The sequence below is a fragment of the Rhizobium sp. BK376 genome, assembly GCF_004341625.1.
Lineage (GTDB): Bacteria > Pseudomonadota > Alphaproteobacteria > Rhizobiales > Rhizobiaceae > Rhizobium.
Genome location: NZ_SLZG01000012.1, coordinates 63,316 through 77,407, shown reverse-complemented (window position 1 = coordinate 77,407; position 14,092 = coordinate 63,316). Strand labels below are relative to the sequence as shown.

Sequence of the window (14,092 nt, the reverse complement as noted above, 5' to 3'; positions counted from 1 at the left end):
ATCTTTCCAGCGATTAGGCCGAGACTGTATGGAACGTCATGGCGACGCCGTTCATGCAGTAGCGCAATCCGGTCGGCTTCGGGCCGTCGTTGAAGACGTGGCCAAGATGCCCGCCGCAGCGGCTGCAATGCACCGCATCACGCACCATGCCGTAGGACGTATCCCGCGTCGTGCCGACAGCACCATCAATCGGCGCCCAGAAGCTCGGCCAGCCCGTGCCGCTGTCGAATTTCGTCGTCGAGGAAAAAGCGTCCTGCTGGCAACCTGCGCAGGCAAAATTGCCCTTGCGTTCCTCATGCAGGAGCGGGCTTGTAAAGGGACGCTCGGTCCCCTCCTGGCGCAAAACCTCAAACTGGTCGTCCGTCAGGATTTTGTGCCACTCCTCGTCGCTATGCATGACAGGGAATTTCTCGACCATCTTGGTCGCGGCTGGGCTGCTGTTGCTACCCCAAGCAAAACGGGTCGCCACCACACCAAGTCCGGCGCCCACCAGCAACAAACGTCTGCTCCACATGATCCAAACCTCCTTCAAGGATTAGGAATATCGGCAACCATCTCGCAATCATGCGTGTCGGACCGATCAGTCCATTTTACAGAGACCGCGAGACATCTTCATCGAGGTAGACAACCGATAACGGGGAATATTCCCGGCATTTCGAAATTCTTCTCGATTGGCTTGATATCAGCCGCGCGGTTCATTTTCTGTCATTGGGAGTACGCGAGCACGACCGCATTTGTTACACAACTGCATGTGAAACACTAAATTGTGATGGCGGGCCTGCGCAGATCCGGAAAACCGCCGGTCGGCCAAGGGGAACAATCTTCCCGCGCTCCGGTTGCTCTCGACGACGAACAGGCGGGAGAGCGCAATGGAACTGTCCGGAAAAGTCGCATTGGTCACAGGCGGAGCCTCGGGCATCGGCAGGGCCTCGTCTCTGCTTCTTACCGCCGAGGGAGCAAGTGTCGGCGTATTGGGCCATACAGCGGGCGAAGCCGAAGAGGTTGCGGCGCATATCCGCGACAGCGGTGGCACCGCAATTCCTTTGATCGCCGATGTTTCCGACGAGGCAAGCATGAGCAACGCGGTCGATCAGTTGGTTCATTCGTTCGGAAGCGTTGATGTGGTTCTGGCCAATGCCGGAATCAATGGCGTTTGGGCGCCGATCGATGACCTGAAACCGGATGAATGGGACAAAACCATCGCGGTCAACTTGCGCGGCACCTATCTGACGATCCACCTGGCCGTTCCATACCTGAAGGCAAAAGGCGGCGGCTCGATCATCGTCACCTCCTCGATCAACGGTACCCGGACCTTCACGACCGCCGGCGCAACCGCTTATTCGGCAACGAAGGCGGCACAGGTGGCGATGGTGCAGCAACTCGCCCTCGAATTGGGCAAGCATCATATCCGCATCAACGCCATCTGCCCCGGCGCCATCGAAACCCGGATTTCCGACAATACTTTCAAGCGCAATCAAGCGGAGGCCGACGTCCCGGCGGTATATCCCGAGGGTGAAATTCCGCTGACATCAGGAAAATCCGGCACCGCCGAGGAGGTTGCCGAAGCCGTCCTCTTCCTTGCCTCCGACCGTTCCCGTCACATCACGGGAACACCGATCTGGATCGACGGCGGCCAGAGCCTGTTGCGGTAGGCCGAAAGATCAAATCAATAGTGCGGCGGCTTGGTGATGGCAGGCGCCTCCAGCGACTGCTCTTCCAGATTAAGGAACCGCTCGGTCAACCGGTCAAGCTTTGCCCGCGTCTGCTCGACCACCTTCCATTGCTCCGCAAGCTGATCGGAAAGTTCGTCGATTGTCTTTGCCTGATGTGCCAGGATCTCCTCAAGCGCGTCGATACGGCTTCGTTCGTCCGACATCGGAACTCCTTCTCGGTAAGGCGGAAAATTTGCAGTGGGGATAACAGATAATTCCGCAAAAGTTTAGCCGACGAGATGCCTGATGACGCCTCCAAGCCAACGTATCTCCTCGCCGAATGCGCTGACAAGCGCGTAGGCGTACCAGAGAAAAAACAGGGATGAGAGCTGGATCAGGAATGGCGCCAGCCGCGCACCGCTTTTGACATCAGGCAGCAATCCGAAGTTTTCGTGCACAAAAGCCTGAAAGCTCCTGGGGCGCAACAGCGTCCAGAGCGCCAGAAATGAGATGGCGACGCAGATCAGGATCTGGACGGCAAGGATGAACAGGCCACGTGTCATAGGTCCTCGCCGGAATTCATGCGCAAAGCCACGTAGTCGCTGCCGTATAAGTTTTCGAGATGGGGATGCGCTGCTTTTTATCAGAAAAGAATGAAGGGCCGGCCTCGATTAAGTCCACGGTCCCGGCCCGTGATACGATTTCAGATGACATGGCGTCATTTCTCTGCAACATGAATGATGATGAGAGACAGGGGCGTTCGTCGCAAGACGGGCTGAGATGCACCCTTCGAACCTGAACCGGATAATGCCGGCGGAGGGAGTCGCTCGGGCCTTTTCGCAGCATTCGCGCATTCGCCCCCGCGTCGCCCCTCCGCATGAAAAGGGGCAATATGGATACGACAAAGACTTCAGGCGCAACGCTGACGGCCATGCGGCAGACTGTTCCGCTCGTGCAATGCATCACCAATTACGTGGCGATGAACATTGCCGCCAACGTCATGCTCGCGGCCGGCGCCTCGCCGGCCATGGTGCATGCCGAGGAAGAGGCGGGCGCATTCGCCGCCATATCCGGCGCGCTGACGATCAATATCGGTACGCTTTCGACGGCCTGGCTTGCCGGAATGCGCGCAGCCGCCAAATCCGCCAACCAGTCGCGGAAACCCTGGGTTCTCGATCCCGTCGCCCACTATGCAACGGACTTCCGTCGCGCCGCGGTCGCGGAACTGATGGAACTGCGGCCGACGATCATTCGCGGCAATGCCTCGGAGATCATCGCGCTTGCCGGCGGCGCAAGCAAAGGCCAGGGCGTCGACAGCCGCGATCCGGTCGAGCAGGCCGAGGAATCGGCAATCCTGCTGGCGAAACGCCACGGAGCCGTGGTCGCAGCGACAGGCGCGGTGGATTTCGTGACTGACGGAGAACGCGCCGTCAGGATCACCGGCGGCTCGCCGCTGATGCCTGAGGTGACGGCACTCGGCTGCTCGCTGACCTGCCTCGTCGGCGCCTTTGCCGCAACAAGCCCCAACGATCCCTTCGCCGCGACCGTCGGTGCACTTGCGACCTTCGCATCGGCGGGAGAGACCGCCGGACGGCGGGCTGAGGGCCCCGGCTCCTTCTCCTGGCGTTTCCTCGATGCGTTGAAATCGCTGGATGGCCGCACGCTCGACAGCGAAGCAAGGGTGTCGGCGGCATGAGCAGTTTCGATCTGTCCCTCTATCTCGTCCTCGATCCCGATCTCTGCGCCGGGACGGGCATGGTCGAGACGACGCGGGCGGCCGTTACCGGCGGCGCGACCATCGTGCAGTTGCGCGACAAGGATGCTGACACCGCTAGCCGCATTGCAACGGGCCGCGCCCTGAAAATGGTGCTGCAGGGAACGGGTGCGAAGCTCATCGTCAACGACGATGTCGAAGCGGCAATCGCGATCGGCGCCGATGGCATCCACATCGGCCAGGAAGACATGGATGCCCGAACCGCCCGAAATCTCATCGGCCCCGACATGATCCTCGGCCTGTCCGTCGAGACCCTGGCGCTTGCGGAAGCGGTCGATCCGATGCTGGCAGACTATGTCGGCATCGGCCCGGTCTTTGCGACGCCGACCAAGCCCGACCATAAGCAGCCGATCGGCTTCGACGGGCTGGCGCGCCTGGTCGCGGTCAGTCCGGTGCCATCGGTTGCCATTGGCGGACTGAAGGCGGAACATACGGCAGCGGTGCTTGCCGCCGGCGCGCAAGGACTGGCCGTCGTCTCGGCCATCTGTGGCACCCCCGATCCCGAAACCGCCACTTTGCGCATTGCCGAGGAAATTAGGAAGGCGCGTTCATGATCAGGAACGTTCTCTCAATCGCCGGCTCCGATCCATCAGGTGGAGCGGGAATCCAGGCCGATCTGAAGGCCTTCTCAGCACGCGGCGTCTATGGCATGGCGGTATTGACCGCACTGACCGCGCAAAACACGCAAGGCGTCTTCGGTGTGCATCTTGTGCCGCCAGAGTTTGTGGCCGATCAGATCAAGACCGTCTTTGCCGACGTGCGGGTCGATGCCGTGAAGATCGGCATGATCGCCAATGCCGGCATTGCCGAGGCCATTGCCGATGCACTCGCGCCCCATCGTGGCGTCCCCGTCGTGCTCGATCCGGTCATGGTCGCCAAGGGTGGCGCCTCCCTGCTTGCGACCGCTGCGGTCGCTGCCCTGACCAGCCGCCTTCTGCCGCTTGCAACGGTCCTGACGCCCAACCTGCCGGAAGCCGCCGCCCTGCTACATGAGCCGCTGGCCGAGGACCGCGAGGAGATGGCAAGCCAGGCGCAACACCTTCTCGCCCTCGGGCCAACAAACGTCCTGATCAAGGGCGGGCATCTCGAGACGGAAGAAAGCCCCGATGTGCTCGCCTCCGCAGCGGGCCTTACCTGGTTCGAAGGACGCCGGATCCCGACCCATAACACCCACGGCACGGGATGTACCCTGTCGAGCGCGATCGCCGCGGAACTCGCGAAGGGACTGACCCCACCGGAAGCGGTGGCAATAGCCAAGCGCTACCTTGCGGGTGCGGTGGCCGAGGCAGATGAGCTATCCGTGGGCTCGGGCCACGGGCCGGTGCAGCATTTTCATGGGCTTTGGAAAGACATGGAAGGGATGAAGAAATGAGCATGCCGCTGAGCAAGCAGATCGTCCTGGTCACCGGCGCCGGCCGCGGCTTCGGCGCGGCCATCGCTGCAGCCTTCGCCCGCGAGGGCGCCCGTGTCGCGATCAACTATCGCAACAGCCGCGAGGGAGCGGAAACGCTTGCCGCCGAACTCGGAGAACATTCCCGCACGTTCCAAGCGGATATTCGCGACAAAGACGAAGTGACCCGCCTGGTCGCCGACGTCACATCGGCCTTCGGTGCGCCTACCACGGTCGTGCACAATGCTCTGGCCGATTTCACCTTCAACGGCGATGCGCGGCCCAAGCTCGATACGCTGAGCTGGGAAGAGATGACCGCTCATTTGGAGACGGCGCTCAAGGGTGCGCTCAACCTGATACAGGCAGTGCGGCCCGGAATGGAGAAGGCGGGCTTCGGCCGCGTCATTACGATCGGCACGAATCTCGTCCAGAATCCGGTTGTCCCCTACCACGATTATACCGCCGCGAAAGGCGCCCTGCTGGCCCTGACCCGCACCGCCGCTGCCGAACTCGGCCCGCTGGGGATCACGGTCAACATGGTCTCGGGCGGCCTGCTGCGGACGACCGACGCCAGCAGCGCGACGCCGCAGGCTGTATTCGATCTGATCGCCGACAGCACGCCGCTGCGCAAGGTCACGACGCCGGAAGAGGCGGCCGATGCCGTGCTCTTCTTCGCCAGCCCCTGGGCCCGCGCCGTGACAGGCCAGAACCTGATCGTCGACGGCGGGCTTGTCTTCGGCTGACCGGATCTATAGCGCGAGGCCGCTTGCCCCGTCGAAGACGTAGACCTGTTCGGCATTGACCGCGACATTGAGCGGCGCGCCATAGCGAACCGGCAGGTCGCCGTCCACAACGGCAGTGACCTGTTCTCCGGCCAGCTCGAAAAGCACATGCGTCTGCGCGCCTGTCGGCTCGACCAGCAGGGTCTGGCCCGTCAACGGCGAGCCGGTCCCGGCCGGATTGAGATGTTCCGGCCTCAAGCCCACTTTCACGGATTGACCGGATTTCACTTTTCGATCGACGCCGATCCGGATCGGCGTCCCGTCCTTCAGGCGCACGGCGGGCGAACCGTCGACGCCATCGACGACGCCCTCCAGCACGTTCATTGCCGGCGAACCGATGAAACCCGCGACGAAGAGATTGGCCGGTTGACGGTAAAGCTCGATCGGCGTGCCCTGCTGCTCGATCTTGCCATGGTTAAGAACGACGATCCGGTCGGCAAGCGTCATGGCCTCGATCTGGTCATGGGTGACATAGATCGAGGTCGTCTGGACCTTCTGGTGCAAGGCCTTGATCTCCGAGCGCATCTGCACGCGCAGCTTCGCGTCGAGGTTCGACAACGGCTCGTCGAACAGGAAGACGGCGGGATTGCGCACGACGGCGCGGCCCATGGCGACGCGCTGGCGCTGGCCGCCGGAAAGCTGCGCCGGCTTGCGGTCGAGAAGATTGGTAAGGTCGAGCATGCGCGCCGCCTCGTTGACGCGCTTGGCGATATTGTCCTTGCTTTCGCCGGAAAGCTTCAGATTGAAGCCCATGTTCTCGGCGACGGTCATATGCGGATAGAGCGCGTAGGACTGGAAGACCATTGCGATATTGCGCTCGCGCGGCGTCATGGAATTGACCACCTGCCCGCCGATCATGACGTCGCCCTCGGTGATCTCCTCGAGGCCGGCGATCATCCGCAGCAGCGTGGACTTGCCGCAGCCCGACGGCCCCACGAGCGCGATGAACTCGCCATCCTCGATCGCGAGCGACACGCCGTGGATGACCGGCAACGCGCCATAATGCTTGCGGATGTTCTGCAGTTCGACGGATGCCATGCTGTTTACTCCGATATCGATGCGCTCAGGACTTCACGGCACCGGCGGTCAGGCCGGCGATGATGTGCTTCTGGGCAAGGAAGAAGACGATGATGGTCGGCGCGATGGTGAGCGTGATGAAGGCCAGCACCAGCTGCCACTGGGTGCCAAACTCGCCGCGATAGACCATGATCCCGAGCGGCCAGGGATAGATCGAATCCGAATTCAGCATGATCAGCGGCAGGATATAGCTGTTCCAGCTACCGACGAAGGAGATGATGCTGACCGTCGCGACGATTGGCCGGGAAAGCGGCAGCGAGATATGCCAGAAGAAGCGGATATAGCCGCAACCATCGACGAAGGCCGCCTGGAACAATTCTTCCGGAAGGTTTCGAAAATAGTTCCGGAACAGAAGAATGCTCATGCCGAGCCCGAAAGCAACCTGCGGCAGCACCACGCCCCAATAGGTATTGAGCAGCCCGAGATCTCGGATGCGGATGAAGAGCGGCAGGATCGCCGTTGCCGCCGGGAACATCAGCCCGATCAGGAAATAGTTGAGCAGGAAGTTCGAACCGAAGAACTTCACATGCGCGAAGGTGAAGGCCGCCATTGCCGAGACGGAGACCGTAAGGAACACGGTCAGCACGGCGATGATCAGCGAATTCATCATCTGCCGCCAGTAGCGCTCGCCGAACAGGATGTCCGTATAGTTCTCGAAGTGCCACTCGACAGGCAGGCCGAAGGGATTGGTACGGAGGTCGCCAAGCGACTTGAAGCCGCCGAGCGCCGTCGTCAGCAGCGGAACCAGCACGATGGCGGCGATGATACCAAGCGACACGTAGAGATAGATCTTCGTGCCGGTGCTTTCGCGGACGGATGAGGCCATATCAGTCATTGCGCATAAATATCCGTTTGTAGCCAAAGGCGAGCGTCACGCAGATTATGAACAGCACGACGCCGACGGCGCTGCCGAGCCCGACCTGCATGCGAGTGACGCCGAAATTGAAGAGGAACGTCACCATCGTCTGCGTGGAATTGAACGGTCCGCCACCGGTCAACGGCATGATCAGATCGAATAGCTGCAGCGAACCGACGACGGCGAAGAAGACGGAAAGGCGCAGCGTCGAGCCCAAAAGCGGCAGCGTTATATAGCGAAATTTCTGCCAGCCTGTCGCCCCGTCGATCTCCGCCGCTTCCAATATACTGCTGTCGAGCGATTGCAGACCAGCGATGAACAGCATCATGTGGAAGCCGAAATATTTCCAGACCACGACGGCAAGGACCGCATACATGGCAAGGTCCTTGTCGGCGAGCACATAGGGCGTCTGAAAGCCGAAGAGATGCGCGAAGGTGGCGAAGAGACCATAATCGCCGTCATAGACGAAGCGCCAGATCAGACCGGCCGCAACCTCGGCAAGTACATAGGGCAGGAAGAAGATCAGCCGAAACAGCACGACGCCGGCAATGCGATGCGCCAGCATCATCGCAAGCCAGATGGCGAGCGGTATCTGGATGATGATCGAGACGGCGATGATCAGCGCATTGTTCTTCAGCGAGGTGAGGAACGCGCCGTTCTTGAGCAGCAGCTCGAAATTCCGGAGGCCGATGAATTCGGTCGGCGGCCCATAGCCGTCCCACTTGTAGAGACTGTACCAGGCCGCTTCGCCCATCGGCAGGATGACGAAGATCGTGAACAACAGCAGCGCTGCCGGAAGAAACAACAGGATGACCGGTAGACGACCGCGATCGGCGGGGCTCTTGTGCCGCCTTGCCGATTTGGCGCCGGTTTCGGGCCGCAGCGCGGTCGTTATGCTGACATCAGTCATGATCGTCCTTGCTCTTGAAAACTAAAACGGGCGCCGGCCAAGGGGGAAGCCGGCGCCCATGTACCCCTTAGAGCTGGTCCTGCTCGAAGGCGTCCTGGACCTGCTGGGCGCCATCCTTCGGGGTCATCTGGCCCGACACGATCGCGACCGAGACGTCGTTGACCACGCGGCCGACGGAGGGGCCGAGATCCTGGTCGAAGAAGTTCTGGTGCCATTTGGTGGCGGCGAGCTGCTTGGCGGCATCGGCCATCAGCGGATTGGTGATGCCGTCTTCCGAGCCGTTGGTGACGGGAAGGATCATGCCGGCCTTCGCCATGATGCGCTCATTGTCGGCATTGGTCAGATACTTCAGGAAATCGAGCGTTTCCGGCGGAGCCTTCTTCGTCACGGCCCAGGCGTTCAGGCCGCCGAGCGTGTCGTTCGGATCGCCAGCGCCACCCGTCACGGCCGGGAATGCGAAGCGGCCGATATTGTCCGGTGCCAGACCCTTGCCGTCGCCGGCATTGGTTTTCTGGTTGGCTTGGGTGTTTTCGAAGCCAAGGATCATGGCAGCCTTGCCGTCGCCGAAGACGCCGAGCGTCTGCGGCCAGGTGGCGCCGAGATAGCCGGGCTGGAAGGGATCGAGCTTGCCGAGTTCGGCCAGCTGCTCACCGGCCTTGATGATGGCGGGATCGTTGAAGCCGTCGCCCTGCCCTGATTTGGCAGCATCGAACACCTTCTGGCCACCGTCGCGCATCACGAGATAGCTCCAGTAGAAGTGGATCGGCCACTTCTCGCCGCCGCCGCCAGCGATCGGAACAATGCCTGCTGCCTTGATCTTTTTGACCGCGGCCAGATAGTCGTCCCAGGTCTTGATGGCTGACGCATCGACGCCGGCCTTGGCGAAGAGAGCCTTGTTGTAGAAGAAGCTGACAGTACCGAGTTTAAACGGCACGGCGCCGATCTTGCCATCGAAGGTCAGGCCGGTGACGGAAGCGGGGTTATAGGCCTTCAGCCACTCGCCGCCATTGGCGTTCATGGCAGAGGTCAGATCCATCAGGGTCCCGGTCTGCAACTGCTGCTTCAGCACGCCGCCGCCCCAGCTGTAGAAGAAATCGGGCGCATCGCTGGATTGAAGCAGCGTCGGCAGCTTGGCCTTGAAGGCTTCGTTTTCCAGGAATTGCATCTGGATCTTCACGCCCGGATGGGACGCTTCGTATTGATCGGCGATCTTGCGCCAGATCGCGACATAGCCGGGATCCAGTTCGAGATGCAGCCACTTGACGACCGTTTCCGCTGCGGCATTTCCCGCGCCGAGCAGAATGGCAAGACCTGTCGCGGCCGAAATCGCAGCAACGCGTGCGCCGCTAAGGGCCTTCGCCCTTGCAAAATGAAACATGATTTCTCCTCCAGAAGGGATCTAAAGTTCCTCAGCAATTTTTCCCTTATGCGGATTAATTCAAGGGAAGTTTGCTCGAATGTCAACCGCCTTTCCTAATTTTTAGGCAAAGCGGCTTGACAAGAGGGGGCTTGAGGGCGGTATTAAATTCGCAACCCGCCAAAAATAACGCCCAAAACAACGATTACGACAAGCCACTAAATGCACTCGGCCAGAATTTCATGAAGACTGCAGATCCCGAACTTATGCGGGCGATCAACCGCTTCAACGTGCTGGATACGATCCGGCGGGCGGGGTCGATCGCACGGATCGAGATCAGCGACCGGACGCAGCTTTCGACGACGACGGTCTCGGCGATCACCGGCTCGCTGCTGGATGACGGCCTTATCCTGGCACTGACCGAGGGAGACCTCCGTAACGCTGCCGCAAGAGGCCGACCCCGCGTCATGCTGGAACTCAATCCCGATGCTGCCCGCGTCGTAGGCGCCAAGATTGCGGCAAACCGCATGGTCTTCGTCGTTACCGATTTCCGCGGCGAGGTGCTGTCCAAGCTGACGCTGGCGTTGCGCGTCGATCGCCAGCCGATCAACGTCATCGCCGATCTCATCGAGGATGGCATTCGCCGTTGCGTCGTCGATGCCGATCTTTCGATCGAGGAAATCGATTCCGTCTGCCTCGGCCTCCCCGGCGTCGTCGAGCATCGCACCGGCCTCGTCCGCACCAGCCCCATCTTCCGTGAATCCGACGTCGATTTCGCCCGCGAAATGTCGGATCGCCTCGGTGTGACAACGATGGTCGAGAGCGATGCCCATGCGATCACGCTCGCCCATCACTGGTTCGGTCAGGCGCGGGATCTGGACGACATGGTGCTCGTTTCACTCGAGCAGACGCTTGGGCTCGGCGTGCTGCATGGCGGCCAGCTTTTTCGCGGTGCGGGCGGCCTTAGCCACAATCTCGGCGACATGGTGCTCGGAATCGGTCCGCAGGGGCTGATCCGCCTGTCGAGCCAGGCCGGCGAAGGCGCGATCCTCGGCGATCAACCGACCGGCGGCCGTTTTGCCGAAGCGATCCGTCTCGGCCGCGGCATGGCCCATGCGCAGACGCTGATCGCCGCAGAAGACAACACGCTGATCAGCGCCGCCATCCGCGCCGGCGAGGCCTGCGGCATGGCGCTCGCCAATATCGTTACCCTGTTTGCGCCGCCGCGCGTCATCCTGGTCGGCTCCAGCCTGGCGCTCGGCCGGCCGTTCCTGGACAGCCTGCGCGAGGCCTACGCGACGGCCATCCCGCCATCGATCGAGGAGGTTGCGGAACTGGTCTTCGACCAGTCCGCTGACGAAACCTGGGCTCAAGGCGCGGCCGTCGTTGCCCTGCGCGAGCTCTATGAATCGCCCTGGGGCACGACCGGGCCGGCACCGGCTCTCTGAAATCCCACGGTTTATCGACAAATCCATTTGGAGGAGTGTTTATGGAAAAAGTTGGTATCGGCATCATCGGCTGCGGAAATATTTCCGGCGCCTATCTCACCGCGATGAAATCCTTCCCGATCCTCGACATCAGGGGCGTGGCCGACCTGAACCGCGAACTGGCGGAGGCCAAGGCCGCCGAATTCGGCCTGAAGGCTGTCGATGTTGCGACGCTGATGGCGGATCCCTCAGTCGAGATCATCGTCAACCTGACGATCCCGAAGGCCCATGTCGCGGTCGGCTTGCAGGCGCTCGATGCCGGCAAGCACACTTATTCCGAAAAGCCGCTCGGCATCAACTTTACCGAAGGCAAGAAGCTCGCCGATGCCGCCATGGCAAAGGGCCTGCGCATCGGCGCCGCCCCCGACACCTTCCTCGGCGGCGGGCACCAGACGGCACGCGCCATCATCGACGAGGGCGCGATCGGCCAGCCGGTCGGCGGCACCGCGACCTTCATGTGTCCCGGCCATGAGCGCTGGCACCCGAATCCGGCTTTCTATTATGAAGTCGGCGGCGGCCCGATGCTCGATATGGGTCCCTACTACATCACCGACCTTGTCAACCTGCTCGGCCCGGTCTCCCAGGTCGCCGGCTTTGCCGTGTCGCCGCGCAAGGAGCGCATCATCACCAGCGAGCCACGCAATGGCGAGCGCATCCCCGTTCATGTCGCGACCCATGTCGCCGGCGTCATGGCCTTTGCCAACGGTGCCGTCGTCCAGATCGGCATGAGTTTCGATGTCGCCGGCCACAAGCATGTGCCGCTCGAAGTTTACGGCACGGAGGGAACGCTGATCGTGCCCGACCCAAACCGCTTCGCCGGCCCGGTCGAATATCTGAAGAAGGGCGGCGAATTCCAGGAACGCGAGGTAACAGCGCCCTATGCCGATGGCAACTATCGCTCGCTCGGCGTCGCCGACATGGCGCATGCCATCCGCTCGAACCGGCCGCACCGCGCCAATGGCAGCCTTGCCCTGCACGTGCTCGAAGTCATGGAAGCCTTCCAGACCGCGTCCGACAGCGGTCGCACGGTCACCATAACAACACAGACGGAACGCCCGGCCCCGCTCTCCGAATCCCTCGTGGACGGAAAGCTCGGTCGCTAATCAGGAGGAATGGAAATGCGTGAAGCACTGATCGTCTGGGGCGGCTGGAGCGGCCACGAGCCGCAGGAATGCGCCAAGATCATTGAGGAAATGCTGCAGGAAGACGGCTTCAAGGTTTACGTCGAAAACAGCACCGAAGCCTTTGCCGACCCCTCGATCCACGATCTCAGCCTGATCGTGCCGATCGTGACCATGTCGAAGATCGAGAAGGAGGAGGTCAAGAACCTCGCCGCCGCCATCGAAAGCGGCGTCGGCATTGCCGGCTATCACGGCGGCGCCGGCGATAGTTTCCGTGAAAGCGTCGACTACCAGTTCATCATTGGCGGCCAGTGGGTGGCCCATCCCGGCAACATCATCGACTACACGGTCAACATTACCCGCCCGGATGATCCGGTCATGGAGGGGATCGAGGATTTCCCCTACACATCAGAGCAATACTACATGCACGTCGATCCCTCGAACGAGGTGCTGGCGACGACGACCTTCAATGGGGATCATGCTTACTGGATCAACGGCGTCGTCATGCCCGTCGTCTGGAAACGTCATTACGGCAAGGGCCGCGTCTTCTATTCCTCGCTCGGCCACCAAGCCAAGGAATTCAGCGTGCCGCAGATGAAGACCATGTTCCGCCGCGGCGCCAACTGGGCCGCTCGCTGAGCCTCTTATCCCTATGCCGGCGGCTCACCCCGCCGGCATATTATATGGCGTGATGATCTCCACCGCCGACAGCGACGATGAAAAGCCGCGCCCCGCGATCGGGATCCGGCTCATGATGGCGCGAAAGGCGGAGCGCGCATCCGTCCGGAGATCATGATGCAGCACGAATGTGATCCGCCGCTCTGACAGCAGCACCCTATTGTCGGCATCGAGATCATGCGCGACGAAGACCCGCACGGGCCGCCCCGCCGCTTCGAAGGCCGCAAGAACCGCGCGATTGCCGCCGCCGATCGAATAAACCGCATTGATGGATGGATGCCGCGCCAGCTCCGCTGCCGCAAGGCTTCCGGTCGCCGCATCCGTGCCATGGCCTTCGCTGATCTCTGTCATGCCGATGCCGGGGAACCGGTCGCGCATGATGCGGCGGAAACCAATCTCGCGCTCTTCCTCGCCGCGAAACCGGCTGCTGGAGAGCGTCACCAGCACGTGGCCGTTCTCGCCAAGATATTCCCCGATCAGATAGGCAGCGGTCTCGCCCGCGGCGCGATTATCCGCGCCGGCATAGGCTGATCGCGCAACATTCGGCAGATCCGTCACCAGCGTTACAACAGGAATTCCGGCCTCGATGGCGCGGCGAACCGCCTCGACGACATCGGGCACATCAGGAACCTTGACGACAAGCCCGTCCGTGCCGCGCAGACGGATACGGTCGATCAGCTGCGCCAGTTCCGCCGGTTTCATGATCTCGGAAAAATGGAAGCGACAGCGGAAGACCGTCGGCAGGAAGGTCGAGACCTCGGCCTCGAAGGCCTCGCGGACGGCGGCGCTGAAACGCTCCGGCGTCTCCATCAGAATATCGATCGCAATCTTGCGCCCGGTCGTCTCCGCGCCCGTCTGCTGCTTTTCAAGCTCGGCGATCGCCGCCTTGACGCGCAGCGCCGTCTGGCGGCGCACGCCTGGCCGTTCATTCAGGACGCGATCCACCGTCGCCGTGCTCAATCCGGCCTGGAAGGCGATGTCCTTGACGAGAAAGGGATGGGTCATGAT

The 14,092-nt window shown here is 61.7% G+C and carries 16 protein-coding genes and 1 riboswitch; of the genes, 8 read left to right on the top strand and 8 right to left on the bottom strand.

Translation table 11 applies throughout. The features are described 5' to 3' along the window. Positions 1–13: 13 nt before the first annotated feature. Positions 14–514 (bottom strand): peptide-methionine (R)-S-oxide reductase MsrB, encoded by a 501-nt coding sequence (gene msrB / locus EV561_RS23840; RefSeq protein WP_132525121.1) that lies wholly within the window; start codon positions 512–514, stop codon positions 14–16. Between the two features lie 355 nt (positions 515–869). Here msrB and EV561_RS23835 point away from each other — a divergent pair, with 355 nt between their 5' ends. Next, positions 870–1,652: an SDR family NAD(P)-dependent oxidoreductase gene (locus tag EV561_RS23835; protein WP_132525119.1), complete on the top strand. Its 783-nt coding sequence runs from the start codon at positions 870–872 to the stop codon at positions 1,650–1,652. 14 nt (positions 1,653–1,666) lie between these two features. On the opposite strand, the gene EV561_RS23830 is transcribed toward EV561_RS23835, so the two are convergent. Together EV561_RS23830 and EV561_RS23825 are read right to left on the bottom strand one after the other, a co-directional pair. Then, a complete protein-coding gene (locus tag EV561_RS23830; RefSeq protein WP_132525117.1) occupies positions 1,667–1,876 on the bottom strand; it encodes a SlyX family protein in 210 nt (69 codons plus the stop codon). Between the two features lie 63 nt (positions 1,877–1,939). Then, positions 1,940–2,215 (bottom strand): hypothetical protein, encoded by a 276-nt coding sequence (locus EV561_RS23825; protein WP_132525115.1) that lies wholly within the window; start codon positions 2,213–2,215, stop codon positions 1,940–1,942. Between the two features lie 179 nt (positions 2,216–2,394). Beyond that, positions 2,395–2,491, top strand: a riboswitch (TPP riboswitch). Between the two features lie 53 nt (positions 2,492–2,544). Between EV561_RS23825 and thiM the strand changes: the two genes are divergently transcribed. The 4 genes from thiM to EV561_RS23805 are packed head-to-tail and all read left to right on the top strand — an operon-like array spanning position 2,545 to position 5,559. Further along, on the top strand, positions 2,545–3,348 hold the full coding sequence (gene thiM / locus EV561_RS23820) for a hydroxyethylthiazole kinase (protein WP_132525113.1): 804 nt from the start codon (positions 2,545–2,547) through the stop codon (positions 3,346–3,348). After that, the gene (thiE, locus tag EV561_RS23815) at positions 3,345–3,980 is read left to right on the top strand and encodes a thiamine phosphate synthase (RefSeq protein WP_132525111.1); all 636 of its coding nucleotides are present in this window, start codon (positions 3,345–3,347) and stop codon (positions 3,978–3,980) included. Before thiM ends, thiE begins: the two co-directional genes overlap by 4 nt. Continuing rightward, on the top strand, positions 3,977–4,798 hold the full coding sequence (gene thiD, locus EV561_RS23810) for a bifunctional hydroxymethylpyrimidine kinase/phosphomethylpyrimidine kinase (RefSeq protein ID WP_132525109.1): 822 nt from the start codon (positions 3,977–3,979) through the stop codon (positions 4,796–4,798). The genes thiE and thiD overlap by 4 nt, the downstream gene beginning before the upstream one ends. Beyond that, the gene (locus tag EV561_RS23805) at positions 4,795–5,559 is read left to right on the top strand and encodes a 3-oxoacyl-ACP reductase (protein WP_132525107.1); all 765 of its coding nucleotides are present in this window, start codon (positions 4,795–4,797) and stop codon (positions 5,557–5,559) included. Before thiD ends, EV561_RS23805 begins: the two co-directional genes overlap by 4 nt. A 6-nt stretch (positions 5,560–5,565) precedes the next feature. Here EV561_RS23805 and ugpC read toward each other — a convergent pair whose 3' ends face one another. The 4 genes from ugpC to EV561_RS23785 form a co-directional block, all read right to left on the bottom strand. Next, positions 5,566–6,636, bottom strand: a complete 1,071-nt coding sequence (gene ugpC, locus EV561_RS23800; protein WP_132525105.1) for a sn-glycerol-3-phosphate ABC transporter ATP-binding protein UgpC — start codon at positions 6,634–6,636, stop codon at positions 5,566–5,568. 25 nt (positions 6,637–6,661) lie between these two features. Further along, positions 6,662–7,510 (bottom strand): carbohydrate ABC transporter permease, encoded by an 849-nt coding sequence (locus tag EV561_RS23795; RefSeq protein ID WP_132525103.1) that lies wholly within the window; start codon positions 7,508–7,510, stop codon positions 6,662–6,664. Then, positions 7,503–8,441 (bottom strand): sugar ABC transporter permease, encoded by a 939-nt coding sequence (locus EV561_RS23790; protein WP_132525101.1) that lies wholly within the window; start codon positions 8,439–8,441, stop codon positions 7,503–7,505. The genes EV561_RS23795 and EV561_RS23790 overlap by 8 nt, the downstream gene beginning before the upstream one ends. Before the next feature lie 67 nt (positions 8,442–8,508). Then, the gene (locus EV561_RS23785) at positions 8,509–9,819 is read right to left on the bottom strand and encodes an extracellular solute-binding protein (RefSeq protein ID WP_132525099.1); all 1,311 of its coding nucleotides are present in this window, start codon (positions 9,817–9,819) and stop codon (positions 8,509–8,511) included. Between the two features lie 221 nt (positions 9,820–10,040). On the opposite strand from EV561_RS23785, the gene EV561_RS23780 reads away from it, so the two are divergent. From EV561_RS23780 to EV561_RS23770, 3 genes are read left to right on the top strand one after another with little or no spacing between them, the layout of a single operon-like run. Continuing rightward, complete coding sequence (locus EV561_RS23780) at positions 10,041–11,246, top strand: ROK family transcriptional regulator (protein ID WP_132525097.1); 1,206 nt, start codon at positions 10,041–10,043, stop codon at positions 11,244–11,246. A 41-nt stretch (positions 11,247–11,287) separates the two neighbouring features. Beyond that, positions 11,288–12,388 (top strand): Gfo/Idh/MocA family oxidoreductase, encoded by a 1,101-nt coding sequence (locus EV561_RS23775; RefSeq protein WP_132525095.1) that lies wholly within the window; start codon positions 11,288–11,290, stop codon positions 12,386–12,388. Positions 12,389–12,403: 15 nt separating this feature from the next. Next, positions 12,404–13,045, top strand: coding sequence for a ThuA domain-containing protein (locus tag EV561_RS23770; protein WP_132525093.1), 642 nt, complete (start codon positions 12,404–12,406; stop codon positions 13,043–13,045). A gap of 24 nt (positions 13,046–13,069) precedes the next feature. Here the strand turns inward: EV561_RS23770 and EV561_RS23765 are convergent, their stop codons facing one another. Beyond that, positions 13,070–14,089 carry a LacI family DNA-binding transcriptional regulator gene (locus EV561_RS23765; RefSeq protein ID WP_132525091.1) on the bottom strand — a complete coding sequence of 340 codons (1,020 nt, stop codon included), beginning with the start codon at positions 14,087–14,089 and terminating at the stop codon, positions 13,070–13,072. Between the last annotated feature and the right edge of the window lie 3 nt (positions 14,090–14,092).

Coding starts and splice junctions, on each gene's coding strand:
- msrB (WP_132525121.1), bottom strand. CDS start 514: ATGTGGAGCAGACGTTTGTTGCTGGTGGGCGCCGGACTTGGTGTGGTG.
- EV561_RS23835 (WP_132525119.1), top strand. CDS start 870: ATGGAACTGTCCGGAAAAGTCGCATTGGTCACAGGCGGAGCCTCGGGC.
- EV561_RS23830 (WP_132525117.1), bottom strand. CDS start 1,876: ATGTCGGACGAACGAAGCCGTATCGACGCGCTTGAGGAGATCCTGGCA.
- EV561_RS23825 (WP_132525115.1), bottom strand. CDS start 2,215: ATGACACGTGGCCTGTTCATCCTTGCCGTCCAGATCCTGATCTGCGTC.
- thiM (WP_132525113.1), top strand. CDS start 2,545: ATGGATACGACAAAGACTTCAGGCGCAACGCTGACGGCCATGCGGCAG.
- thiE (WP_132525111.1), top strand. CDS start 3,345: ATGAGCAGTTTCGATCTGTCCCTCTATCTCGTCCTCGATCCCGATCTC.
- thiD (WP_132525109.1), top strand. CDS start 3,977: ATGATCAGGAACGTTCTCTCAATCGCCGGCTCCGATCCATCAGGTGGA.
- EV561_RS23805 (WP_132525107.1), top strand. CDS start 4,795: ATGAGCATGCCGCTGAGCAAGCAGATCGTCCTGGTCACCGGCGCCGGC.
- ugpC (WP_132525105.1), bottom strand. CDS start 6,636: ATGGCATCCGTCGAACTGCAGAACATCCGCAAGCATTATGGCGCGTTG.
- EV561_RS23795 (WP_132525103.1), bottom strand. CDS start 7,510: ATGACTGATATGGCCTCATCCGTCCGCGAAAGCACCGGCACGAAGATC.
- EV561_RS23790 (WP_132525101.1), bottom strand. CDS start 8,441: ATGACTGATGTCAGCATAACGACCGCGCTGCGGCCCGAAACCGGCGCC.
- EV561_RS23785 (WP_132525099.1), bottom strand. CDS start 9,819: ATGTTTCATTTTGCAAGGGCGAAGGCCCTTAGCGGCGCACGCGTTGCT.
- EV561_RS23780 (WP_132525097.1), top strand. CDS start 10,041: ATGAAGACTGCAGATCCCGAACTTATGCGGGCGATCAACCGCTTCAAC.
- EV561_RS23775 (WP_132525095.1), top strand. CDS start 11,288: ATGGAAAAAGTTGGTATCGGCATCATCGGCTGCGGAAATATTTCCGGC.
- EV561_RS23770 (WP_132525093.1), top strand. CDS start 12,404: ATGCGTGAAGCACTGATCGTCTGGGGCGGCTGGAGCGGCCACGAGCCG.
- EV561_RS23765 (WP_132525091.1), bottom strand. CDS start 14,089: ATGACCCATCCCTTTCTCGTCAAGGACATCGCCTTCCAGGCCGGATTG.